The organism is Psychromonas marina, from assembly GCF_030161115.1.
In the GTDB taxonomy this organism is placed as follows: domain Bacteria; phylum Pseudomonadota; class Gammaproteobacteria; order Enterobacterales; family Psychromonadaceae; genus Psychromonas; species Psychromonas marina.
The window spans coordinates 300896-325980 of record NZ_BSPQ01000013.1 but is presented as its reverse complement, the minus strand read 5'-3'; the positions used below and the strand labels follow the sequence as shown (position 1 = coordinate 325980).

At 38.0% G+C, this 25085-nt stretch carries 13 protein-coding genes; 7 read left to right on the top strand and 6 right to left on the bottom strand.

Translation table 11 applies throughout. The annotated features are described in order from the left end of the window. Window positions 1-1332 precede the first annotated feature (1332 nt). A complete protein-coding gene (locus QQK09_RS13440) occupies window positions 1333-3111 on the top strand; it encodes a sodium:solute symporter family transporter (RefSeq protein ID WP_284204669.1) in 1779 nt (592 codons plus the stop codon). Window positions 3112-4018: 907 nt separating this feature from the next. Here QQK09_RS13440 and QQK09_RS13435 read toward each other — a convergent pair. The 5 genes from QQK09_RS13435 to ylqF form a co-directional block, all read right to left on the bottom strand. Beyond that, complete coding sequence (locus QQK09_RS13435; protein WP_284204668.1) at window positions 4019-4750, bottom strand: oligogalacturonate-specific porin KdgM family protein; 732 nt, start codon at window positions 4748-4750, stop codon at window positions 4019-4021. Window positions 4751-5822: 1072 nt separating this feature from the next. After that, window positions 5823-7646, bottom strand: coding sequence for a polysaccharide lyase family 7 protein (locus QQK09_RS13430; protein ID WP_284204667.1), 1824 nt, complete (start codon window positions 7644-7646; stop codon window positions 5823-5825). A 208-nt stretch (window positions 7647-7854) separates the two neighbouring features. Then, window positions 7855-9327 (bottom strand): hypothetical protein, encoded by a 1473-nt coding sequence (locus tag QQK09_RS13425; RefSeq protein WP_284204666.1) that lies wholly within the window; start codon window positions 9325-9327, stop codon window positions 7855-7857. A 652-nt stretch (window positions 9328-9979) separates the two neighbouring features. After that, complete coding sequence (locus QQK09_RS13420; RefSeq protein WP_284204664.1) at window positions 9980-10630, bottom strand: hypothetical protein; 651 nt, start codon at window positions 10628-10630, stop codon at window positions 9980-9982. A gap of 140 nt (window positions 10631-10770) precedes the next feature. Next, on the bottom strand, window positions 10771-11715 hold the full coding sequence (gene ylqF, locus QQK09_RS13415; RefSeq protein ID WP_284204663.1) for a ribosome biogenesis GTPase YlqF: 945 nt from the start codon (window positions 11713-11715) through the stop codon (window positions 10771-10773). Window positions 11716-11972: 257 nt separating this feature from the next. Between ylqF and QQK09_RS13410 the strand changes: the two genes are divergently transcribed. The 3 genes from QQK09_RS13410 (at window position 11973) to QQK09_RS13400 (ending at window position 16213) form a co-directional block, all read left to right on the top strand. Then, window positions 11973-14888 (top strand): UvrD-helicase domain-containing protein, encoded by a 2916-nt coding sequence (locus QQK09_RS13410; RefSeq protein WP_284204662.1) that lies wholly within the window; start codon window positions 11973-11975, stop codon window positions 14886-14888. A 43-nt stretch (window positions 14889-14931) separates the two neighbouring features. Then, the gene (locus tag QQK09_RS13405; protein WP_284204661.1) at window positions 14932-15576 is read left to right on the top strand and encodes a cupin domain-containing protein; all 645 of its coding nucleotides are present in this window, start codon (window positions 14932-14934) and stop codon (window positions 15574-15576) included. Between the two features lie 85 nt (window positions 15577-15661). Next, complete coding sequence (locus tag QQK09_RS13400) at window positions 15662-16213, top strand: DUF1415 domain-containing protein (protein WP_284204818.1); 552 nt, start codon at window positions 15662-15664, stop codon at window positions 16211-16213. A gap of 9 nt (window positions 16214-16222) precedes the next feature. Here the strand turns inward: QQK09_RS13400 and QQK09_RS13395 are convergent, their stop codons facing one another. After that, window positions 16223-18979: a bifunctional diguanylate cyclase/phosphodiesterase gene (locus tag QQK09_RS13395; protein ID WP_284204660.1), complete on the bottom strand. Its 2757-nt coding sequence runs from the start codon at window positions 18977-18979 to the stop codon at window positions 16223-16225. Window positions 18980-19294: 315 nt separating this feature from the next. Between QQK09_RS13395 and QQK09_RS13390 the strand changes: the two genes are divergently transcribed. The 3 genes from QQK09_RS13390 (at window position 19295) to QQK09_RS13380 (ending at window position 25052) form a co-directional block, all read left to right on the top strand. Next, the gene (locus QQK09_RS13390; RefSeq protein WP_284204659.1) at window positions 19295-20488 is read left to right on the top strand and encodes an acetate kinase; all 1194 of its coding nucleotides are present in this window, start codon (window positions 19295-19297) and stop codon (window positions 20486-20488) included. A gap of 362 nt (window positions 20489-20850) precedes the next feature. Continuing rightward, window positions 20851-21960 (top strand): efflux RND transporter periplasmic adaptor subunit, encoded by a 1110-nt coding sequence (locus QQK09_RS13385; RefSeq protein ID WP_284204658.1) that lies wholly within the window; start codon window positions 20851-20853, stop codon window positions 21958-21960. Next, on the top strand, window positions 21960-25052 hold the full coding sequence (locus QQK09_RS13380; RefSeq protein ID WP_284204657.1) for a multidrug efflux RND transporter permease subunit: 3093 nt from the start codon (window positions 21960-21962) through the stop codon (window positions 25050-25052). Before QQK09_RS13385 ends, QQK09_RS13380 begins: the two co-directional genes overlap by 1 nt. Window positions 25053-25085: the final 33 nt, after the last annotated feature.

Genomic DNA, 25085 nt, shown 5'->3' with positions numbered 1-25085 from the left:
AGGAAGAATTATATGGAAAGGAAGTAGGTTAATTGTCTAATTTATATCGGTTATATTTATGCCCGCAGGTCATTTTCTGAGGGCAATAGTAACGTAGTATTTTTTTAGTCTTTAATCGCGGAATATTTTTAGTGGCAGTTCTATTGTGGTGAATGTTAAGTCTATAAACGCTGTAAAATATTTAATTGGGTTACTGAAAAGCAGAAAAAGTATTAAAATTTATCTTACAAAGTTAAGGTGAGTGCCTAGTCGTTTCTTGGCACTATCTTAATTTCTCTGTCTAAAAATAATTAATATGATTAATTGATGGAGTCATTCACGAGGTAGATAGAAAGTAATGGCTAAAAAGTATGTCGTCTTTACCTACAGAGTAACGAAGATTAGAAAGTGCTGAGCATTTTATCCTAATACAGCATCCAAAATAACAGATCATTCCCAGGTTAATTGTTTTGCCTAAAAAATGAATTTTTTAAGTTTCTAAGGGGGAATATTTAGAAATATATCTTACTACTTAGTGTCTAATACAATCTCTAATATCTCAGCAATGTATGCCAGTATATTACGCAAACAAAGCAATAATCACGATCAATTTCTATTTAAGATGCCAATTCAGTAACAGCTTAGGCATAGAAATTAGTATGACATTTACTCTATTAAATCATTGTATTGTGAAATAATTGAGTGTGATATTGGGGTTGTAGTTAAATGCAGCTAAAGGGGGCACATTGAAGAACGCTGCTTGCTGCTTATTCTTGGATTAAAAATTGATGTCGCGATTGGTGTCAGTTTGATTTTTATTGTGTTGTATGATCATGGGGGGGGGGATTTGGCGATATCAAACACTAGTAGCATAGGGTGTTTTTTATTCGATACGTATTGAGTCGTTTCACATTGTCATTACAACTCTTTGTAGATTTTAATTGATACAAATTAGCAACGTATTTTACATGCCTGTGTATCTAAAAAAATTAATTAATAGTAATGCACATTATTCCCCATTATCTTTCATGCTTTTATGTAATAACTACCTATTTATTTCCATTTGAATTTGCATTAGTAATACTAATGATTTTGATTTACAGCTCAATCTCCATAAATGCACCGTGGTTATGCTCCCACTTTAAGATAGGTTGTTTATTGTTCTGTTTTTGATGGTAACTTATTTGATTTCAATGCATTGTTGGTATTTTTGTTTTTTTTGATTTTTTTGTTGTTGTTGTGTGTTTGATTTTTTTAATATGATTTGAATCACAGTATTTTATTATTGTAATACAAATACTTCACGACTTCATATATTGTCTGGTTAATTCTAATTAACCGAAGGGCTTTAACATGGATTTTAATATACTCATCGTGGGTGTGTACTTCTTATTTTTAATCGCAATTGGCTGGATGTTCAGGACATTTACATCCAATACCAGTGACTACTTTCGTGGGGGCGGTAATATGCTCTGGTGGATGGTAGGTTCAACCGCATTCATGACACAATTTAGTGCTTGGACATTCACCGGTGCTGCTGGTAAAGCGTATAACGATGGTTTTACCGTTGCGATTATCTTTATTGCAAATGCATTCGGTTACTTAATGAACTACCTGTACTTTGCACCGAAGTTCCGCCAACTACGTGTAGTAACGGTAATTCAAGCTGTACGTCAACGTTTTGGTAGCAAAAATGAACAAGTATTTACTTGGACAAGTATGCCAAACAGTGTAATCAATGCGGGTATTTGGTTAAACGGTCTTGCTATTATCGCCTCTGGTCTCTTTGGTGTTGATATAGAGTTAACTATCTGGATTACTGGTTTAGTGGTACTCGGTATGTCTGTGACTGGTGGTTCTTGGGCGGTAATCGCATCTGACTTTATGCAGATGGTTATCATCATGGCAGTAACCATTACGTGTGCAATTGTTGCACTTAACCAAGGTGGTGGTATCTCTAATATCATCGAGGGTTTCGAAGCGACACGTGAAGTTACTTTCCTTGTTGGTACAGAAATTAACTACTTTAGTATTTTTGCTTTATGGTCATTCTTTATCTTTGTTAAGCAATTCAGTATCACTAATAATATGCTTAACTCTTACCGTTACCTTGCGGCAAAAGACTCTAAGAATGCAAAAAAAGCAGCACTACTTGCTTGTATTCTAATGACAATCGGTCCTATTATTTGGTTCCTACCAAGTTGGTTCCTTGCGTCAACAGGTGTTGACCTATTTGCTGTTTACCCTGATGCGGGTAAAAAAGCTGCAGATTATGCTTACCTTTACTTTGTAAGTGAATACATGCCTGTAGGTATGGTTGGTCTACTTATCTCTGCGATGTTTGCGGCAACGATGTCTTCAATGGACTCGGGCTTAAACCGTAACTCTGGTATCTTTGTTAAAAACTTCTACCAAGTTGTTTTACGTCCAGGCGCAACTGAGAAAGAGCTTGTAACATGTTCTAAGATTACATCTGCTGTATTTGGTCTTGTGATTATTATGGTGGCGTTATTTATTAACTCACTTAAAGGCCTGAGCTTATTCGATACAATGATGTATGTGGGTGCGTTAATCAGCTTCCCAATGACTGTTCCTGCTTTCTGTGGTTTCTTCATTCGTAAGACACCGGATTGGGCTGCATGGGCAACATTAATCGTTGGTGGTTGTGTATCTTACTACGTAGGTTTAGTTATCTCTGCGGAAGATATCCAAAACTGGTTCAGCCTTGAAACGCCACTAACGGGTCGTGAATGGAAAGATCTTAAAGTTGGTCTTGGTCTGCTAGGTCACATTGTCATCACAGGTGGTTTCTTCTGTGCGACTACGTTCTTCTACAAACCATTATCTGCTGAACGTGAGAAAGATGTTGATTTATTCTTCAATAACTTAGCGACGCCGCTTGTTAATGAAACTGCTGCTCAACAAGTACTAGATAACAAGCAACGTAAAATGCTTGGTCTATTAATCAGCTCTGCTGGTGTTGGTATCATGGCAATGTTCTTTGTGCCAAACCCATTCATGCAAAGTCTAATCTTCGTATTATGTGGTGGTATCGTACTAGCTGTTGGTCTTCTGTTGATTAAAGCGGTAGACGGCTCAACTAAAGAAGAAGCTAACGCTAAGAAAGCTTAGTTAATAGTTAGTTTTATCTCTGGTTCAAATGTATAAATATATATAGCGGTTAGACAGTTTATTCGGTCTAACCGCTTTTTTATACCCAATTTATATACTTTTATAACGCCTCTGTTCAGTTCCAACCCATCCACAGATCTTAATTATTGAACACTCTGTTGGTCTGTGCGTTGATATTCCTTTGTCGTTCAACAACAACTCGTATTGTCATTAACTTAATAGATGAATCAGCTAAGCGATTAACATTGGTTGTGATGGTCTAGATTCGACCTCAACGAAACTAATTATATTATCTGGCTAAAAAACATCGCTATTACTCCTCTGTATCTCCTCCTGCAAATTTAAGCTTACCTTGATGCCTTTGTAGTGTATTGATAGACTCTTTCATATTATTGTAATAAGGCCTTATTGAGGCTCTGTGATAGGGAGCAGGCGCGTCATTGAGGCTTTACGCGCTATGGCAACTCAATACAGTAGGGCTGTCTTTTATTTTCACTAGCAGTGATAGATTAGATGATATGGTTTTACTATAACAAAGGGGATACCAGTATGGACCATGACCGTTTATGGTTAGTTTTTCCCAACGTTGTAAATTGGTTTTAGATGCGAAATGGAAGATAGTGCAAGAGGTAATAATCGCTATTTTATATAGCTTGCAGGTACTTAATCGCCGGGCGATTGAATTGTGTAGGATTCATTATTGCTCTAGCTGATAGCTTTAGTTACAAGTCAGTGATCATCTCAACGTGTAAAAAGATAAAAAACTCGGATATTTGTATGCAGAGAGTGAGAAAAATGTGGAGGAACTACCTGATGGCTGATAAATAAAAAGGCTGTTCAGTGAACAGCCTTGCAACCGAAATTAACTTGTCAATAGCGCTTGTCTATCGATCACCTTAAGGTCAATTTAGAATTTGTATTTAATACCAAGGCGGTATTTTAATTGACGTTGGTCATGGCTTGAACTTACACTTGAATCCCAGATTTCACCATATGGCTGCCAATCACCAAGTTGGTAACCGACTTTAAGACCTAGGTCGTAATTATCATTGCCATTATCAAATGTTTTCAGGTCGTTATGAGACTTCCAGTAGTTTGCTTCGTAGCTTGCTTTAAGGTTTGGTAGATCTTCAAACTTGTATGCACCCGTTAACGTTACTTTAGATTGTGTAGTTCGTTCAGAGTACACGTCATCCAGACCTGTTTTACCTTCTCCGTCGATATAGTTAGCAACTTCATAACGGTAACGTAAGGCAGTTGTTAGACCCATATCTGCTTTATAAACAACACGTAGCTGTGGTTTAATTACTGTACGCACAGAAGTCATTGCGATTGGCATACCAGGTTTAAGTTCCCAGTTTTTATTGATTTTGTAAGTTGCGCCTAGATCTAATTCTGTTTCTGTTAATTTAAGATCAGAAAACGAACGTTCAGCATCATCACTTTGAAATTTCATTTCAACGCCAACATTGGTTTTCCAATCATCATTGATTTTAAAGCCTGAACCTAGTTTAATACGGTTAGCTTGAGTTTTGCTTTCAGCTTTCCATTCATGACGGTAATCGATTTGTGTTGCAAAAGCAGCACCTGAGATAAGTGATGCAGAAATCGCTAAGGCAATTTTATGTTGTAATTTCATTATTTTCTTCCAGTTAAATAATTGTGTTGTAGCGTTAATATTATTTTTATATCGCTACAAGTTGAGTGGCGCACTCGGCGCAACTGATTTAAGTTTTGGTAATATAAGAGCGCTATTCCTGTTGCACCCCAACATTCGCTTTTTTACAAATAAGCTAATGTTTGTACCTGCTACTTGATAACCAATAAATTAATAAGTAGTGACCATTATGTAGGAGCTTTTGTCGCTTAACTCTTTCATTTCCCTGGTCTAAAATACTACAAATAGAATACCTAATTTTAAGGGGGTAGGTCTGTGACCGCTGTCTTGTTTTTAATTTGGCTGATGGTGTTTAGTGCTAAGGTTGTTTTAATTTGCTTTTAAATCAGTGGCTTACTGTTTTTTGTTCTCTAATTCTTAGTTAATAGTTATTATTTATATGATTTTATTTATATGTTTATTCGTTGATTTGTATTACGTTAATTTATAAATACTATTGTGTTGGTTGCTAATCTATTATTTCTCTGGTGTTGTGATCAATTTAAACTGAATGCAATACCTGTTTCTTGATACTAGGTGTTATCAATGTTAGATATCGAACGAGTCTATTTGGCCCTAAGTGATAAAATATTGGCAAATATAGTTAATTTAAATTACTTAGCCGTTCAAATGATGGCTTAACTGCAATTGATTAGTTATTTACTACTTTCTAGAAAAAGTGATAATAGTTTTAATGATATTGGGAAAAATACCATGCTCAATGTTATCACTTTTGATGGATGTACTTTTATTTGTGGCAATATTTTTTATAAATATTAACTGACGAAAGTCGTGTAAAAAAAGAAGCATAACAGAGGGGGGTAAAATCGATATTTATGGGGTTATATAAATGATGCTTATCAATAAATCGTGAATTTAAACGGTTTTTAGGAGGGGTAACGGGGGAGAATCTATGTCGGTAGTGACATGATTAATTGTCAGTATAAATAAATCTCACTTTTTATTCATACAATTAAAAGGAACTATTACTAAATGTAATAATCCCTTTTATAGATCCAGTAAAGTCTCCTCGTTTATACGTTAACTTATAAAGTTAATGTTCGTTTTTTAGATAGTAGAAGGTGGCTTGTGCAAACTCTGTATTGGGGGTTGTAGCAAAATCCTCGGGATCGACCTCATCGCCATTAGCATCTGTTTTACACTGGTTATAAACCCCCGCTTTAAAATACATATACTGTCCAGCGACATCATAACCACTGTTCGCCATGCTGATTGATTCGACAATATCGGCTTTATCATCACGCTTAATAGTGACGGTAAGTTCATCACCTTCAACTTCAATGCGATAGAAGAATTTTTCATCTAATTCGATGCCGTCACTAGGTTCTGAACTACTGCTTTTACTGCCAATTAAATCGATATAAATTTCTGAATCTACAACATCTCCATTAGCTTCATGGGCAAAGTAGACTGATCCTTTGCTATGTCCTGGTAATAAACGATAGTAAAGGCGCAGTGGCTCATCATCTGGAGCATGAATTTGACCAATGACAACGCGACCAACCTCGCTACTTTTACCCGTGGTTGTAACTTCGTTTACAGCTAATGTCGCTTCTAATATGCCATCAACAGCACCTGCTTTAGCTTGTTCATCGACTGATATTGAAGAGAATACCCAGTTATTACCATTGACGCCTTTGGTATCGATATCTTCACCATCACGTAACATTTCACGAAATTCAGTACGGGTATAACTAGTATTGATTGACGTTTTATAACCATATTTACCCACTCTAAATACCATGCCACCATCAGCTGCAGTGTAAAAATAGTCCGTGTTTTCATAACCGTCGTTCAGTTCTTCTTCTTTGATACCGGTGGCAACACCTTCACCATTATCAACAGGTATGCTGATATACCATAATGACAGGTCAAAGTTAGCAGAAGGGGGCAGCGAGGGATCTAAATCATTCATTGGTAATTCAGTTGATGACTCATCATCAAAAGGGTTTTCACTGTAAGTAATACTTTTGAATTGAGCAATGCTGTTGCCGTTTTCATATTGATTATAAACACCGGCTTTAAAGTAGCTATATAAGTGTGACCAGTAACTAATGTCAACGTCCACTTTTTGTCTATTATCGACATTAATAATTAAGCGCTCATTACCTACAATAATATCAAATGAAGTCTGTTCATTTTGATTAAAATCGCCAAGATATAAATAATCATATGAGTCACCACAGTTATTAGAGTACGCTGGTTTCGATGTATCTGAGCACTCAAACGCATTGGTTTTCAATACTGCCCAATAGGCGTTATTGTAGGATAGGTTTGTATTGTCATCGGTGCGATTTTCACCATCCCAAATTACACGTAGTAGAGGGTGTGATAAAACGGTTTCGTCTGTTTCTCCTGACTCACCTTTATTATGTACTTGTAATAGGGTGATCTCTTCTCCATCACTGCTATTTTGTACTGATTCATTCGGGTTGATAGGCATTACTTGTGCAGATAATTGATATTGTGTATCGCTTAAATTGGTTTTGAAGTTTTCAACAAAACGTAATTCTGAACGATTGCTATCACCACTCATTGCAAAAGTAAGCCAGCCAGAGGTGCTATCTATATAGAAGTGTTCATTGTCATAGTCTTGGTAACCTCCTGCTTTGACAACATCTGATTTTGAGCAACTTTGGTCAACATCATTATTTTCACAGTCAGCAAGGTCTGTAAGTTGTAAGTTAGCATTATCGAGGGCGTCTTGATATTGCGCGTAATCGTAGGGTACACCATCAAACACAGGGGGGAGAACATCTTTATCGTCGTTGGAATTACTATCACTACTACCGCATGCTGAAAGTAATAATGATAATACAAGGGGCGTTGTAATTGGCGTTTTTAAGTTAAGTTTCACTGTGTAGTATCCATTTTGTAATTTTTAATAAATTATTGCTAATTGAATAAGGGGTTATTAAATTAATAAAAAATTATCGGTTGTTGATCTATGCGTAGTGGTCAAGCCATTATATGCAGTATTGTTTTTATAAATGAGCTACAAAAAGGCCGACTAAAAAGTCGGCCTTATTTATATATTTGACAGTTAGTTACCTAATCAAACTTGATTAGAACAATTCTGAATCCACATCGTCGATATAAGCTGTATTGTTGTTGCCGCTGTTATCGCCAGTATAAACTGTGAATTGCGTAGGTGTACCACCTGTTAGTCCTGTATCTATTTGCTCATAAGGACCAAAATCTACACCATTTATTTTTACAGTTACTTGGTTTTCTGCAGTCCAGCTAAGCTCATATTTAACCCACTCGCCTGCTGTAATCGTAGTTATCTCAGGGTCTGAATCACCAGCTTCATATTGAATTTTTCCTGATCCACTTACTTTAATTTCAAAATATCTACCACTGTTATCTTTACTAGTACCAATATTAAAATAGGTTGATTTTGCATTTTTTACAGTGCCTTCTTCTTCAGATTCTGCTGGAAGAAGAGCATAGAATGAAACTGAACCTTCAGTCGCCTCCCCAGCAGAGAACTCCAAGGCTGCAGATGGTTTTGTTTTAGTTGAACCATCAAATAAATATAGAGACTTTGTACCACTAAATGATTGAGTTTCAGTTATTTCAGCTAACGCATAAGCACCTAATTCATCTTCACCTGTATTCCAAGTTTTCCAAGCACTGCCGTTGGCTAGAGAAACCTCTACACCGGTTTCGTATGAATCAAAATTTTCGAATACTTCCGATGGTTCCGATGGCTCTCCCGGCTCTTCACCACCGTCATCTTCATCTACTGGATTTGCATTTTCAGCATCCGTTAATACAACAGAAGCTTTCGTTGAATAAGTCTTTGTAAATTCTTCCGCATTAAAGCTATCTTCGTAAGTGATAACTCCGTCAGCATCGTATACAAAAATGTCATCAATATAATAAGGTGCGTCTGTTGTGGTAACACCACCAGAATCAGAAATCTTAAAGGTGATTTTTTCAACATCTAGCACATTTTGCATTGGAGAGGTGTAAGAACCAATTTCTTCGCCAGAGGCATGATTTTTTAATGTAATGATAACTTCGCCAGCACCCCATTTAAGAGAAACATTTACCCATTCACTACCTGGGTAGGCTAAGCCTGTATCTTGATCCTCAACTTTATTACCAGCAGAATCGTTGTTTTCACGTAACTTGATAACCGTTTCATCATCACCTGCATCACTTGCGTAATCAGAGTTTTTGCCTCCCATTTTAAGATCAAGAATTGCATTACTTGTAGATGTAGATGAGCCAAATAAAGTAATGTAACTTAGTTTTTCATCTGCAGAATCAACTTTGATATTAACTGATAGTTCGCCAGAAGGCTGTGCACTTGGAAGGTTAAAACGCATCTCTCCGGCCTCTTCTGTTGAGTCATCTAGAATTAATACCGAGTTTGCAACTACTTCTACCTCTTCACAATCTACCCCCGGCGTACATTCTGCTGGTGGGTCAATTGTACCAGGGTCTTGCTCTTCTTCAGGGGCATCATAACGACAACCAAATGCAAGTGCTGCTGTTAAAGAGATGGCTACAATTCTAGTTATTTTCATGCTACTTCCTTATATTTGTTAAATAATACAATATGATTTTTTGTATTTTGAGTCTATTAAAAATATTTTTTATCATCAAAGGTTGTGTTCAATTAAAACGATCTCGTTCACGTTAAGCGTTGAATATGATTAAAAACCAAGATCAATCTTTATTTTTTTCATTATTTGATGTTTTTAACGCTTGATTAATAAGGGTATTTGTACGGGCTTGTATTTGAGTTAGATTTTATGTGATCTGTAACGTCAAATGCTTTTTGATTGCTTTGCTGTATTTGTTTTTTTGATGTGAATGTTACTTGTTTGTGCTTTTATTGTTACAGCTTGGTAGATAAGTAATACAACATTGGTATATGATTTTTAGGTGGGAGGATAATTTATGTTTGATTTATTGTGAAAAAACGAGGGATTAAAAGAGAGGTATATAAATACTCATTGAGTAATTTTACTGGTTTCTCTGAGTTGTTGATGACTTTGTCACTTTCCGGCAGAAGAGTAAGGTATTTTAATATGAACTTTGGAGGTGGTTATTCAAGAGGGTTACCATGAGGGCTTAGTCGATAGAGGCGGATATAGTTGCTATAACATGCAACTCTTGCAATATGTTATAACAACGACATTCAGTCTAATACTAGTTAAATAATAGAAACTTACGTTAATAAAAAGCCAGTTTTAGATGTACGCCCAGATAACCGATGTTACCCAGTGTTTTATCGAGTTCTGAGTCATTAAATTGAGCGACATAACCATCAATGCCAACACCCACATAACGGGTTATATATTTAGTAAAGGCTAATTCGATGCTACCAATATCAGTTTGGTCTATTGACTGGTAATGAATACCTAATGTGGCATCAAAGGTTTCTCCAAAGCCATGATTAAGCGCTGCACCCACTTTTAAACCAATGTCATCATTATCGGTTTCACTATTCCAGTAATATATAAGATTGCCATCGATTTCAAGATCCGTTGATTTCAAAATAGGATAACGCCAGCCTATGCCAATATTCGCAAAGTTGTCTTGAAAAGAGATCTCTGTAGCGTTAATTGTCTCATCGTAAAATTCTGCTTTATAACCAAGTTTGAAGATAAACGATTCATTAAGCAGTGCTTGTCCATTGATACCAGCAACGGTGAGATTATTATTTATTTCTTGATAGCCTTTGGCACCAGCGGCGATATTGATAAAGCTGTAGTTAATAGCACTGTTTGCAGCACGATAATCGAGATAATTGATCTCATCATCAGCCATCACGAAGGGGCTAGTACAGAGGCTAAGCAGCAGGGTTTTTGTTAATATTTTCATGGGATTACACCTAAGTAACGAGTTTACTTAGTATAATAGCAACAAAAGGTCTATAAAGAGACATTAATCTGTGATCTCGCACTTAGAATCTACTTTAAGATAAGTAAGTTAGCGAGTATTCACAGATTATAGGAAGGTTATTATCTTCTGTTTTTACGGCTTCTGCGTCGACGTGCTTCTTTTTTGGCTACTTTATCTTCTGCTTGTTGTGCCATCAATTTAACGACTTCAACTTTTTCGACTTCTGCCATATCAGGTGTTTCGACACTGATAGGCCCTAATGCACCAGAACGTAATTCGTTTAGTAAAATAGTTGATACTTTATAGATATCAAAATGTCCGCCTGCACGTAAACAACCTCGACGTTGCGCAATCGCTTCCATTAACTCATGATCAGTTTCTGGCACTTCCTCAAGCTCATAACGTGCTTTTAAACGATCTGGGTAGTGCTTGATTAAATACTCTGCAGCATAATAAGCGATATCTTCATACTCAATCGCGGTATCTTTAATCGCGCCTGTTACTGCCAAACGATAGCCTGAATTTTGGTTCTCTATTTTTGGCCATAAAAATCCCGGTGTATCACAAAGCATAATGCCACTTGGTAAGCGAATACGTTGCTGATTTTTAGTTACCGCAGGTTCATTACCCGTTTTAGCGATGATACGATCTGCTAAAATATTGATAATCGTTGATTTACCTACATTGGGAATACCCATGATCATGGCACGAATCTGTTTATCTTGACTTAAACGATTCGGTAGCATCTGTTGGCATAATTTAGTGATTTGGTGTACTTGTTCGATTTTATTCGTGGTGATCGCTAATGCTTTTATACCTTCCTCTTGCTCAAGGTAATCAACCCATAATGCAGTGATCTCAGGATCCGCTAAATCAGATTTATTAAGTACCTTAATACAAGGTGTTTTTTCTCGAATTGATGCAATCAGCGGGTTTTCACTGCTGTAAGGAATACGTGCATCAACCACTTCGATGATGATATCAACCTGTGGTAATACTTCTTTGATCTCTTTGTGTGCCTTGTGCATATGCCCAGGAAACCACTGAATACTTGTACTAGCCATTTGATTTTACTGCCTTATATTTTTACTTACACGCTTATAAACTGCTTAATCAGCATGTTTGTATTATTGATAATGAACTTTGTGGAGCATTTTAACTGATGAGAGCGCAGAGATACATTTTATTTGAGGGTTGTGCAGTGGTTAACACTGAGTAATTGCTTGGTTTTTAAAGATAAGCTCGTATTTGTTATGCTCTAGGCTATCACGGCTGATAGAATAATGACTCAATCTCCTCTTCTTTAGGTTTTTTTACGTTAATGAAATCAATCTCTTCAAGTTTTTTCGGCCGACTCTTTGGCAACCGCACGAAAATAATCATCGATGATAAAGGACTGACGATCCTTGTTAAAAAACAGATAACGGAAATTAGTTGGCAAGCGATGTTATCGCCACCACAGTTTATTGCTGGTTGGTTTGGACAAACCATTTCCTTTAGTACGCTTGAACAGCAATATGTGCTCAGTAAGCTCGATTACAGTAGTGATAAAAAACAGCAAGAGACGATTGAAACATTATGGATTGAAAATCATAAAAACCGTCTGCAAACACTAATAAACAAGGTGGATAGTGTTATTCGTCGTCGCTATTTACGCCAATCTGCTATCAAAAAGATACAGCTGGTAGTGAACACTGAATATCAGCGCTGGTTTCCCTGGGCTAAGTCGAGTCGTTGTTTACAACAAACGGGTAAACTGACGCAGTTATTAGCCGATTATCATCGCTGGCAACAATCTGATTTTGATGCCTGCCGTGAAACTTATATTCAGCAACAGTTATCAACTTATCAGCGCTATTTCGACACAGTTGAAACAAATCCATTAACCCCAATGCAACGTCGAGCTTGTATCATTGATGATGATAATAACCTGTTATTAGCGGGCGCAGGAACGGGTAAAACCAGTGTTATGGTCGGGCGAACCGGTTATCTATTAAATAGCGGACAAGCGAATAATGATCAACTATTACTGCTTGCTTATGGTAGAAAAGCGGCCGATGAGATGGATCAACGTATTAAAGAAAAACTGTCAACGGATAAAGTCTCAGCAACTACTTTTCATAGTTTAGGGTTGACCATTATCGCACAAGTTGAAGGGGCAAAGCCAAATTTGTCACGGTTTGCTGAGGATGAAAAAGCCAAAGCGAAGTGGGTACAAAGTTATTTCGAATATTTAATAGAGCAGCAGGCACCATACCGTAAGCTGGTATTAGGGTATTTCAGTCAATATTATTACGTTGAAAAAAATGAATTTGATTTTAAAACCCTCGGTGAGTATTACCAATATTTAACCGATAACGATATTCGCACCTTAAAAGGAGAGTTGGTTAAAAGCTTTGGGCAGTTGCATATTGCCAATTGGTTGTTTACTCACGGTGTTGAATATCAGTATGAAGTCAATTATCAAGTTGAAGTTAGTACGATTGAGCGTAAACAGTATCAGCCCGATTTTTTTCTTCCAGAGTTGAACCTATATATTGAATATTATGGTATTGATGAAAATGGTGAAACTGCATCTTACATTGATCAAGAAAAATATCATCAATCGATGCAATGGAAGCGCGATACGCATCAGAAGAATAGTACACAGTGTATTGAATTTACTTACGCGCAACATCGAGCTGGCACACTTCTACCTTCCCTAAAAGAACACTTTGAAATAAATGCGTTTGAATGTAGCAGACTTTCCGATCAGGCAATGTTAGTAACGTTACGAGAAACAGGACGTATTACACTACTTGCTGAAATATTTACAAAGCTAGTCGGACTTTATAAAGCGGCCTGTTTAGATGCAAGTACTGAAAAACAAGTGATTGCAAACGCAGTCGCCCCGCAGCAAACGGAGAAAGTATTCGCGTTACTGACGCCTATAATAGACAAATACCAAGCAACATTAACGAAAAATGGTGAGATAGACTTTGAAGATATGATCAACAAAGCGCTTAACTATATTAATGCAGGGCTGTTTAAATCACCTTGGCGTTACATTATGGTGGATGAGTTTCAGGATATTTCTGAGCCACGAGCTCGTTTAGTAAAGGCGTTGCGTGATAATAATCAAGACTGTTCTGTTTTTGCGGTGGGCGATGATTGGCAAGCTATTTATCGTTTCAGCGGCGCAGATGTAAGCCTCACGACCGGATTTTCCGATTATTTTGGTGCAACAACACAAACAGAGCTTGATCAAACATTTCGTTTTAATAATAAAATAGGTGAAGTGGCGACCGCTTTTGTTGGTAAAAATCCAGCGCAAATAGATAAAATTATTCATTCTAAAAAACAGGTCTCTGCACCCGCGGTATCAATCTTACGTCGAAGTGCCGGTGGCGCTACCACACAAAATCAGCCCTTAGTAGATGAAATGGCAAATGGCGCGATTGATGATGTATTAGCAGCAATCACCGCTAAAAGTGATAAAAAAACGTCAGTTTACCTGCTCGCCCGTTTTTGGTTTCAACTACCTAATAAAGGGGCTATCACAAAGTTAAATCAAAAATATCCGATGTTAACCATACAAACACAATCTTTTCATACGGCTAAAGGTAAAGAGGCTGATTACGTGGTTATTCTTGGGCTCAAATCAGGCAAGCATGGTTTTCCCTCCACTAAAGCGACACCGCCTATTTTAGAGGCCTTACTTGCTAAACAGGAGGATTTTGAACACGCAGAGGAGAGGCGTTTATTCTATGTGGCGTTAACGCGTGCGAAGGATAGATCTTATATCATTGCTGATATGACCGATGCTAGCACTTTTGTTAAAGAGTTGATTGCAGAGCATGATGTTGAACTGAATGAGTTTGGCATTACTGTTAATCAAGCATTTGTTGAGCAGATACGTTGTTTAATCTGTGAAACGGGCACGCTAAAACCCCGTGTCGGTCGCTATGGTAACTTTTATTCTTGCTCTCATTTTCCTCGTTGTGATCATAAAGAGAGAGCTTGCGAAAAATGTGCAAGTGTCATGACAAAAAACAGATTCCCGGGTTTTAAAACCTGCTTAAATCCGACTTGTAACGATATCTTACCTGTTTGTGAAAAGTGTGGTGCTGAAATGGTATTACGCAAAAGTAATAAAGGGGAGTTTTGGGGATGCAGAAACTATAAAGGTAATGATCCATTGAGCTGTAAAAACGGTATTGATAAAGCACAACTACAATGGCCAAAGATAAAAGTGTAGGTTTTTTCACTGAAAACGCTGGGTAACAGGATAAGGAGATAACATGTTAAATATGAGTTTCGATAAAAAGGTGGTGATAAACACCGAACAACAAGCATGGGTTGCCAGTCCTAAAGCAGGTGTTTGGCGTAAGCCTCTTGCACGAGAAGACGCTGAACGAGGCCATGCAACGAGTATTGTAAAATTTGATGCAGGGGCAACGTTTAGCGAGCACGATCATCCTTTAGGTGAAGAAATATTGGTATTGTCAGGTGTTTTTTCTGACCACACGGGCGATTATCATGCGGGTAGTTACTTTAGAAACCCAGAAGGCTTTCTGCACGCGCCCTATAGTAAAGAGGGATGTGTAATATTGGTTAAGCTACACCAGTTTCAAGGTGGAGATAAAGAGCACTTGGTGATTGATACTCATCAGCAACCTTGGCTGCCGGGTATAGGCGGTTTACAAGTTATGCCCCTGCATCAACATTTAGGTGAGTCGACTGCTTTAGTGAAATGGCCTGCAGGTGAAAAATTTCAAAAACATCGTCACTTTGGTGGTGAAGAGATCTTTGTAATTAGTGGCGAATTTATTGATGAGCACGGACGTTACCCGAAAGGTAGCTGGATCAGAAGCCCGCATTTGAGTGAGCATAACCCTTATGTTGAACAAGAAACCGTTATTCTAGTGAAGGTAGGGCACTTGTAGGGCGTTTTTAATCAATTGGTAATGCCAATTGTGTATGATGTTAAGCTATGGTTTTAAATATTAAGAATAATGGATAGAGAAAATGATGAACAGCGCAGAAAATACGATACAAGAAACTAAAAACTGGGTGAGTAAGGTGATAGTGAAATACAATATTTGCCCTTTTGCGCGTAGAGAAGTGGAGCGAGGCTCTATCCGTTATAAAGTCGCAGAGGGGCATGACAAAGCAACGGTGCTGCAGTGCTTATTAAATGAGTGCCGTTTTTTAGATGAGCACAGTGAAACGGAAACAAGTTTATTTATTATGCCTACCGGATTTGAAGGGTTTTATGATTTTTTAGATCTTGTTGAACTAGCTAATGATCTGCTTGAAATGGAGGAGTATGAGGGAGTGTATCAATTAGCAAACTTCCACCCAGATTATTGTTTTGCAGGGGAACCGCAAAACGAACCCTCAAATTATACTAATCGTTCTCCTTACCCGACGTTGCACATTATTCGTGAGAGCAGTATGGAACTAGCGATTAAAAACCATCCGGATGTGGATGCGATACCGGAGCGAAATATCGCTTTTGCCACGAAAAAAGGTAACCCTTTTTTCGCTGATCTATTGGCAAGTTGTTTGCTTAAAAAGTAGCAGGTAAAGTTAGCTGTTTGTTGATGGTTTGATGCCAAATTGGTGAACGTTATCGATCGCCTGTTCCTCTAAATATTGTGTAAAGTCTGCAGCTGTTTTAGGTTTAGAAAAATAGTATCCCTGAAACTGCATGCAACCTTTATCGATTAACATCGTCACCTGCTCTTTATTTTCAACACCTTCAGCAATGACATTAAGTTCTAAATTATTAGCGATGGAAATAATCGTTGTCACAATCATGGCATCTTTAGGTTGATTGATAATATCGCGAACAAAGCTTTGATCTATTTTTAATTGGTCTAATGGCAGCTCTTTTAGGTAGCGCAATGAAGAGTATCCAGTGCCAAAATCATCAATAGACAATCGCACGCCTAGTGATTTTAAAACGGTCATTTTATCGATGGTATCGCTAATATCTTTAATCACAATACCCTCTGTTATCTCTAGTATTAATCGTTTGGGATTAATCTGATGCTTTTTGATCGCATCACGTACAATGTTAACAAAGTTAATATCACGAAATTGTTTCGGGCTAACATTAACCGATATTTTTTTCAAATGGTTGCCGTTATCGGACCAGGTTTTAAATTGAGCACAGGCGGCATCAATAACCCATGTTCCGAGTTCAATGATCAAGCCACATTCCTCTGCAATCGAAATAAACTCAATAGGGGATAACACGCCTTTGTCAGGATGGGTCCAACGAACGAGTGCTTCAGCGCCTAAACAGTTACCCTGATTATCAACCTGTGGCTGATAGACAAGAAACAGCTGATTTGTATCTAAAGCAACGCGCAGTGATTGCTCTATCTCAACTCGTCGAAATGCACGTTCTTGCATCTCGGTATTGAAGAAACAGTATCCATTTTTACCCTTTGCTTTTACCCTATACATTGCCGTGTCTGCTTGACGAAGCAGTTCATCGGAGCAATTACGTTGTTGAGGGAAAACACTAATACCAATACTAATGGTCATATGATGAAGTTGGTTGTTTAAAGAAATAGGTGCTTGCATCGCTTCTACTAACTTTTGTGCGACAACCGTTGATTCGTAATTTAATTGTTTAGAAAAAGTATAATTTTTAGTGATTAAAACCACAAATTCGTCACCACCTAAGCGTGCAACGGTATCCTCTTTACGTACTGTCTGTGTAAAGCGCTCTGCAACACGCAGTAATAGCTGATCACCGACATCGTGACCGAGTGAATCATTGATCCGCTTGAAGTTATCAATATCGATAAATAACAGGGCACCAAAACAGTTTTCTCTATCATAACCCGCAAGTTTATTATTGATACGGTTGATCAGCATACGTCGATTAGGTAGCCCTGTTAACGCATCAAAATGTGCCAGTTTTTCAACCTTCTTCTGACTATGTAGTAATTGCGCGGTGCGTTGGTTGAAAATTTCAACGAGTGTTTTTAGCTCTCCTTTTGCAGATGTATCAAATAACTTCATCGGGCTATGATCGTCGTCTACTTGATATTGTACCTGCTGGGCTAAATGACTAATTGGCGAGCTTACTATATGGCGTATTACCAGCCAAATAATGAAAACGGTAAACAGTAGCGCAATAAAAGTGTAAAAAATAAGCTGCTTATAAGTAGCAGTTATTGCCCCGACGCTTTGGCTGTATGGCATGACCGTAATAATTTTCCAGTAGGTATCGGGCATGACTCTGATAGAAACGAAGACTGGTTCATGGAGTAGTAGATCATCTTTTAACTGTACATTAACGCGTTTCGTCTCATCATTTGCATTACTACGTGAATGGAATAATGACGCGACGATAAGGTTTGCTTCCTCTTCACTTATTTGATAACTATTGAGTGCAATAGTCGCGGATAACTTTTTACCAAAACGCGTATTAGTTTCTAATTTACTGAGCAATGACTGACGTTGTTCGTCTAACAACTGACTTAATGGCATAAATGTAGGATATTGTTGTGAAAAGTCTTGATAATTGACAAATGATTTTAATTCACTGCCATCTCGGTTTTTGACCGTAGAGATAACTTGTTCTATTTCTGGGTAGGAGAGAAATGTGCCATTACGATCAATGGCAAAAGCATACCCACCAAATGATTTTGTTACCTTAGTGAGCAGCTGCTGTAAGCCATCTAAGCGAAGATCAATGGTGGCAACACCAATATTTTTCTTGGCTTTTGTGATTGGTGCACTGACGGTGACCATCGGCTCTAGAGAATAAGGGTCTGTATAGGATTTAGACCAATATACACCGCCTTCTAAAAGATGTGTTGCGGGCACATACCACTCCTCATGGTGATAACCCATGCCCATTTTCTCATTGTAATTATTATAGAAATTAAGCTTTCCTGATTTATCACGCGCCCAAAAAAAACTATGTCTTTCGACCTCTTCATTAAACTCATAAGGGGCTGGCCAAATCCCGCCTCCTGCAATGAAAGCTTCTGTGCCTTTATAATTAATTACTTGTGGGAATAGGGCATAGTATGATTCGCTATCATAAGGCAGTTGTTCAGCAAGATTAGCCATAGTATCAACTAATGTTGAACTCAGTATGGTATGCCTTTCTAGCTCGGAAATGACTTCGCTACTGGCATTATTTAATCGTAAATAGGCTTCATCTTGGATCATTTTTTCTGCAAAAGTGTTTAAGATCAGCATTACGGAGAGCGCAATAATAAAAAATAGCACTAAAAATAGAGCTGCTATTTTGAATTTTAGGCTTTCATACCACTTGAAAGAAAACACTGCTTTATTATCTATACTATTAATACCCATAAAGCGGCTCATCATTTTCAGTGAATTTCTAATGAGTTAAGCACATCTATGAAAAAACACACAAAAAAATCAAACTATAATTACTTTAATTTGACCTTTGTAGGGGTGATGACGAATCAGATTCTGAATAAACAAGGGTTTTGAAAGTTCAGTGTATTCTTTTGTGGGCTGTAAATATATTTTTTATCTCATGATTTAATTCTGTTCTTGTGATCTATGTCCTTACTGTGTAGTGTGCCGTGTTTATTCGGGTTGTGCTTTTCATAACCTGCAACTATTTATTAAATACACTTTTATATTAAGGGATATCTGGATATGAGCCATAAGCTGATTCTTGTACTTAACTGCGGTAGTTCTTCTCTGAAATTTGCCATTATCGATACTGTAAGTGGTGATGAGCTACTAACTGGCCTTGCTGAATGTCTTCATTTAGAAAATGCTTCTATCAAATGGAAGCTAGAAGGCGTTAAAGGTAAAGCTGAACTAGGTCAGGCTGCTCATAAAGAAGCATTAGCTTACATCGTAGATGAAATTCTAGCGGGTAAAGAAGCGCTTAAAAATAGTATCCATGCAATTGGACATCGTGTTGTTCATGGTGGCGAGAAATTTACTTCTTCAGCTGTTATTTGTGAAGATTTCATGACAAGCCTTAAAAGCATTACACTTGCTCCTTTGCATACACCTGCACATATTGAAGGTATTGAAGCTGCACAGTTTGCATTCCCAACATTAGAAAATGTTGCTGTATTCGATACTGCTTTCCACCAAACAATGCCTGAACATGCTTACCTATATGCACTTCCGTACAAATTGTACGCTGAAAATGGTATCCGTCGTTACGGAATGCACGGTACAAGTCATTACTTTATCAGCCTTGAAGTTGCTAAAATCTTAGACAAGCCACTTGATGAACTAAACATTATCAATTGTCATCTAGGCAATGGCGGTAGTGTTTGTGCGATTAAAAATGGTAAATCAGTAGATACTTCAATGGGTATGACACCACTTGAAGGTCTTGTAATGGGTACACGTTGTGGTGATATCGACCCTGCGATCATTTTCCACTTACATGATCAACTTGGTTATTCATTCGATGAAATCAACACAATGTTGACTAAAGAATCAGGTCTTTTAGGTCTAACTGAAAAAACAAGTGACTGTCGTTACGTTGAAGATAACTACCTAACTGACGCTGCTGCAAAACGTGCAATGGAAATTTACTGTTACCGTCTTGCTAAATACATCGCAGGTTACACTGCTGCATTAGACGGCCGTTTAGACGCTGTTGTATTCACTGGTGGTATCGGTGAAAACTCTGCACCAATCCGTGAATTAACACTTCAGCGTTTAAGCCTACTTGGTTTCAACGTAGACAGTGAAGCAAACTTGAAAAACCGTTTCGGTACTGAAGGTATTATCACTACTGCTGACAGTACACCTGCAATGGTTATTGCAACTAATGAAGAATGGGTAATTGCTCAAGATACATTAGCATTAACTTCCAAGTAATTAATTCTCAATCACATTGTGATTGGGTAATTAATAACATGAAAAGCCAGTAGCGATACTGGCTTTTTTATATGTTGCGTTTTAAACCTGTCATCCTACCCCCTTACAATCCCTTCCTGACCATCAATTATTCACACTGCCAATTACCAATCAAAATACCCTATGTGCCGTGGTAGCATGATTTTTAACCGCATATGTGTCAAAGTGTGTCAGAAAGCCTTTGTCAGACACAATCTGTCACAATTTATTCTCTTTTCGACATATTCCTGACAAATTGTTTTGTTTAAATAATAATTATAACTTATTGTTATTATTATTTTTTTAGTGCTAATTTATCCCCTCAAATCGGAAGAACATAAATAATGAAGAAATCTGCTTTATTGACTACAGTGGTCATCATTTTATCTACATGGAGCAGTTCATCGCTATTTGCTAACCCTAGCGCCAGCAAACGAAGTGCACCTGTTATTCCTGTATACAGCACGGTTGTTGACTATCATGAAATTACACAACATCTTTCATTAATCGGTAAATTACAATCAGATCAATTTGTAAGCATCGCAACACAAGTATCAGGTAAGGTCAGCACCATCAATGTAAAAGCAAATCAGACGGTGAAAGAGGGGCAGTTACTGTTTAAGTTAGATGATAAAAAAGTACAGGCTGCATTATTAGAAGCAAAAGCGTATTTAGCCGATGAACTAAGAAAATTAAATGAACATGAACGGTTGGTTAAAAGTAATACTGTTACTCAATCGGCTTTAGATGCTCAAATTGTGCAGGTAGATATTGCAAAAGCACGTTTAACCTCGATACAAACCGATGTTAATTATCATTATTTAAAAGCACCTTTCTCTGGCACGATCGGTTTGTTAGATTTTAGCCGTGGGCAAATTGTATCAATTGGTTCTGAAATGCTAACCCTAGATGATCTGTCAACAATGACCCTTGACCTACAGGTACCAGAGCATTATTTATCGCAACTTTCTAGAGGTATGCAAGTGAGTGCGACTAATCGTGCTTGGCCTGATACACAGTTTACCGGTGAGTTAGTTGCTATCGATTCGCGTATTAATCCTGACACGCTCAATTTACGTATTCGTGTGAAATTTGATAACCAAGATAAGTCCTTAAAACCGGGCATGTTGATGTCTGCAAAAATAGCATTTCCTGTGATTAATGAGCCAATTATTCCTGTGCAAGCAATTGAATACTCAGGGACTAAACGTTTTGTTTATCGTATTACCGATAAAAATACCGTGCAACGTACTGAAGTAATGTTAGGTGGGCGTGTTGAAGACAGCGTATTAATTGAATCTGGCGTTAAAGTGGGTGACAAAATTGTTGTGCAAGGTCTGGTGAATATGTCTGATGGACTGAAAGTTAAAGACCTAAGTATTGAAGACATATCGGTAGCAAACAAAAAAGGTAAACAGCAAACGACAGAGCAACCAAATCAGGAGACTAAATAATGTGGCTTTCTGATACCTCAGTCAAACGACCGGTCGTGGCGATTGTACTGAGCCTTTTATTATGTGTTTTTGGTTTAGTTTCTTTTGAAAAACTGGCTGTACGAGAGATGCCTGATATCGAGAGTCCGGTCGTTACGGTGATGACTCGTTATGATGGGGCCGCAGCGTCTATCATGGAAAGTCAGGTTACTACGGTGATTGAAGACCAGATATCAGGTATCAGTGGTATCGATGAAATCCAATCAGTTTCGCGCAACGGGATGTCACGTATTACGGTGACTTTTGATTTAAGTTGGGATTTGACTGAGGGGGTCAGTGATATACGTGATGCAGTTGAAAAAGCGAAGCGTAATTTACCCGATCAAGCGGATGATCCAACGGTATCTAAAAATAATGGTAGCGGTGAGGCTTCACTGTATATCAATTTAAACTCTAATAAGATGGATAGAGTACAGCTTACAGACTATGCGCAACGCGTATTAGAAGATCGATTTGGTCAAATTTCGGGTGTTAGTTCAGTAAGCTTAAGTGGTGGTTTATATAAAGTTATGTACGTTAAGCTATTACCTGATTTAATGGCTGGGCGTGGTGTAACCAGTGTCGATATTACTAATGCATTAAAGTCCGAAAATGTTGAAGACCCAGGTGGTGAAGTACGTAACGACACAACGGTCATGTCGGTAAGAACAGCGCGTTTATATGCACAGCCAGAAGATTTTGATTATTTGGTTGTTCGCCGAGGTAATGATGGCACGCCAATCTACCTTAAAGATGTTGCTCAGGTAACCATTGGTGCTGAGAATGAAAACTCCTCTTTTAAAAGTAATGGTCAGGTTAATTTAAGCTTAGGCATTATCCCGCAGTCAGATTCAAATCCGCTTGATGTTGCTATTCAAGTACGTAAAGAGGTTGATAAAGTACAAGACTTTTTACCAGAAGGGACAAGCTTATACGTTGACTATGATTCGACTGTGTTCATTGAAAAATCCATCTCCGAAGTTTACAACACATTGTTTATCACTGGCGGATTAGTGATATTAGTGCTGTATATCTTTATCGGGCAAGCACGTGCGACCATTATTCCAGCGATCACCGTACCCGTATCGTTAATTTCCTCTTTTATAGCCGCTTATTACTTTGGTTTTTCCATCAATTTAATTACCTTAATGGCACTTATTTTATCAATCGGGCTGGTGGTTGATGATGCGATCGTGGTGGTTGAGAATATATTTCATCATCTTGAGCGGGGAGAGCCTCCCTTACTTGCTGCTTACAAAGGCACACGTGAAGTTGGTTTTGCGGTGGTAGCAACAACATTGGTATTGGTGATGGTATTTTTACCTATCTCCTTTATGGATGGCATGGTGGGGTTATTGTTTACTGAGTTTTCAGTATTATTGGCGATGTCGGTTATATTTTCTTCGTTGATCGCATTAACATTAACACCTGTGCTTGCCAGTAAAATACTAAAAAATAATACCAAACAAAGTCGTTTTAATTTAAAAGTTGAAGCGATGTTTTATCGCCTCGAGATGGCTTATCGTAAGTTAGTTAGTAAAGCGGTAAAGCGCCGTGTTCTCGCACCGTTAGTCATTATTGCCTGTATTGGGGGAAGTGTTGTATTAATGCAACAAGTGCCATCACAATTAGCGCCAAAGGAAGATAGAGGAGTGTTGTTTGCGTTTGTAAAAGGCGCAGAAGGTACCAGTTATAATCGTATGAATGCAAACATGGATATTGTTGAGCAGCGAATTCTTCCTCTAGTTGGCCAAGGCATCATCAAATCTTTTAGTACTCAAGCACCTGCTTTTGGAGGTAATGCGGGAGATCAAACTGGTTTTGTGATCATGATTTTAGAGGATTGGGGAATACGTACGGTCAGTGCACAAAATGCCCTAGGGATAATTAACAATGCCTTAAAAGATATTCCTGATGTGCGTGTACGCGCTATGATGCCTGGTTTTAGAGGTGGTTCAAGTGATCCAGTACAGTTTGTATTAGGGGGATCTGATTATCCTGAACTTGAAAAGTGGGCACAGGTATTAAGACAAGACGCTGAGCAAGCAGGCTTATTAGTGGGTGGTGATACTGACTATAATGAAAAAACACCAGAGCTAGTGGTGACGATGAATAAACAACTTGCTGCAGAGCTTGGGATCAGTGTCTCGGATATATCAACGACTCTGGAAGTGATGTTAGGTGGTAGCAGTGAAACCAGTTATATCGATCGTGGTGAAGAATATGATGTTTACTTACGTGGTGATGAAAACAGTTTTAATAACGCGACCGATTTAAGCCGTATCTATATGCGCAGTAATAAAGGGGATTTAATTACGCTTGATACGATTACTGAAATAGAAGAGGTCGCTTCGGCGAGCAAGTTATCTCATTACAACAAACAAAAAGCGATTACTTTATCTGGTAATGTCGCCGAAGGTTATACGCTTGGTGACGTATTAGATTTCTTAGATAAACAAGCAATTTCACAATTACCCGCTGATATTTCTATCTCCTATTCGGGGGAGTCGAAAGATTACAAAGAGAATAGCAGCAGTGTGTTGATTGTCTTCGGCTTAGCACTATTAGTCGCCTATTTAGTGCTCGCTGCGCAGTTTGAAAGCTTCATTAACCCATTAGTGGTGATGTTTACGGTACCAATGGGAGTATTTGGTGGTTTTATTGGTTTGTATTTTATGAGCCAAGGGCTTAATATATATAGTCAAATTGGTATGATCATGCTGATTGGTATGGTGACGAAGAATGGTATTTTAATTGTCGAGTTCGCCAACCAGTTACGCGACCAAGGTCGAGAGATTGAGCAAGCGATTATTGATGCTTCTGCGCGACGTTTACGTCCGATCTTAATGACGGCGTTTACAACACTTGCAGGTGCGATTCCATTGCTACTGTCATCTGGTGCGGGCTCTGAAAGCCGTATTGCTGTCGGTACGGTTATCTTCTTTGGTATGGCATTTGCCACTTTTGTTACGTTGTTTGTTATTCCTGCTATGTATCGCTTAATATCAGGAAAAACACACTCACCCGGTTATGTTGAAGCGATGTTAGAGGAGGAGTTAAGAAAAACTCACTAACATCTTTTAAGCGATACCAATTACATTAAAGTA

What these genes read in the sequence shown, in the direction of transcription:
- QQK09_RS13440 (WP_284204669.1), top strand. Translation starts at nt 1,333, where the DNA reads ATGGATTTTAATATACTCATCGTGGGTGTGTACTTCTTATTTTTAATC.
- QQK09_RS13435 (WP_284204668.1), bottom strand. Translation starts at nt 4,750, where the DNA reads ATGAAATTACAACATAAAATTGCCTTAGCGATTTCTGCATCACTTATC.
- QQK09_RS13425 (WP_284204666.1), bottom strand. Translation starts at nt 9,327, where the DNA reads ATGAAAATAACTAGAATTGTAGCCATCTCTTTAACAGCAGCACTTGCA.
- QQK09_RS13420 (WP_284204664.1), bottom strand. Translation starts at nt 10,630, where the DNA reads ATGAAAATATTAACAAAAACCCTGCTGCTTAGCCTCTGTACTAGCCCC.
- ylqF (WP_284204663.1), bottom strand. Translation starts at nt 11,715, where the DNA reads ATGGCTAGTACAAGTATTCAGTGGTTTCCTGGGCATATGCACAAGGCA.
- QQK09_RS13410 (WP_284204662.1), top strand. Translation starts at nt 11,973, where the DNA reads ATGAAATCAATCTCTTCAAGTTTTTTCGGCCGACTCTTTGGCAACCGC.
- QQK09_RS13405 (WP_284204661.1), top strand. Translation starts at nt 14,932, where the DNA reads ATGTTAAATATGAGTTTCGATAAAAAGGTGGTGATAAACACCGAACAA.
- QQK09_RS13400 (WP_284204818.1), top strand. Translation starts at nt 15,662, where the DNA reads ATGAACAGCGCAGAAAATACGATACAAGAAACTAAAAACTGGGTGAGT.
- QQK09_RS13395 (WP_284204660.1), bottom strand. Translation starts at nt 18,979, where the DNA reads ATGGGTATTAATAGTATAGATAATAAAGCAGTGTTTTCTTTCAAGTGG.
- QQK09_RS13390 (WP_284204659.1), top strand. Translation starts at nt 19,295, where the DNA reads ATGAGCCATAAGCTGATTCTTGTACTTAACTGCGGTAGTTCTTCTCTG.
- QQK09_RS13385 (WP_284204658.1), top strand. Translation starts at nt 20,851, where the DNA reads ATGAAGAAATCTGCTTTATTGACTACAGTGGTCATCATTTTATCTACA.
- QQK09_RS13380 (WP_284204657.1), top strand. Translation starts at nt 21,960, where the DNA reads ATGTGGCTTTCTGATACCTCAGTCAAACGACCGGTCGTGGCGATTGTA.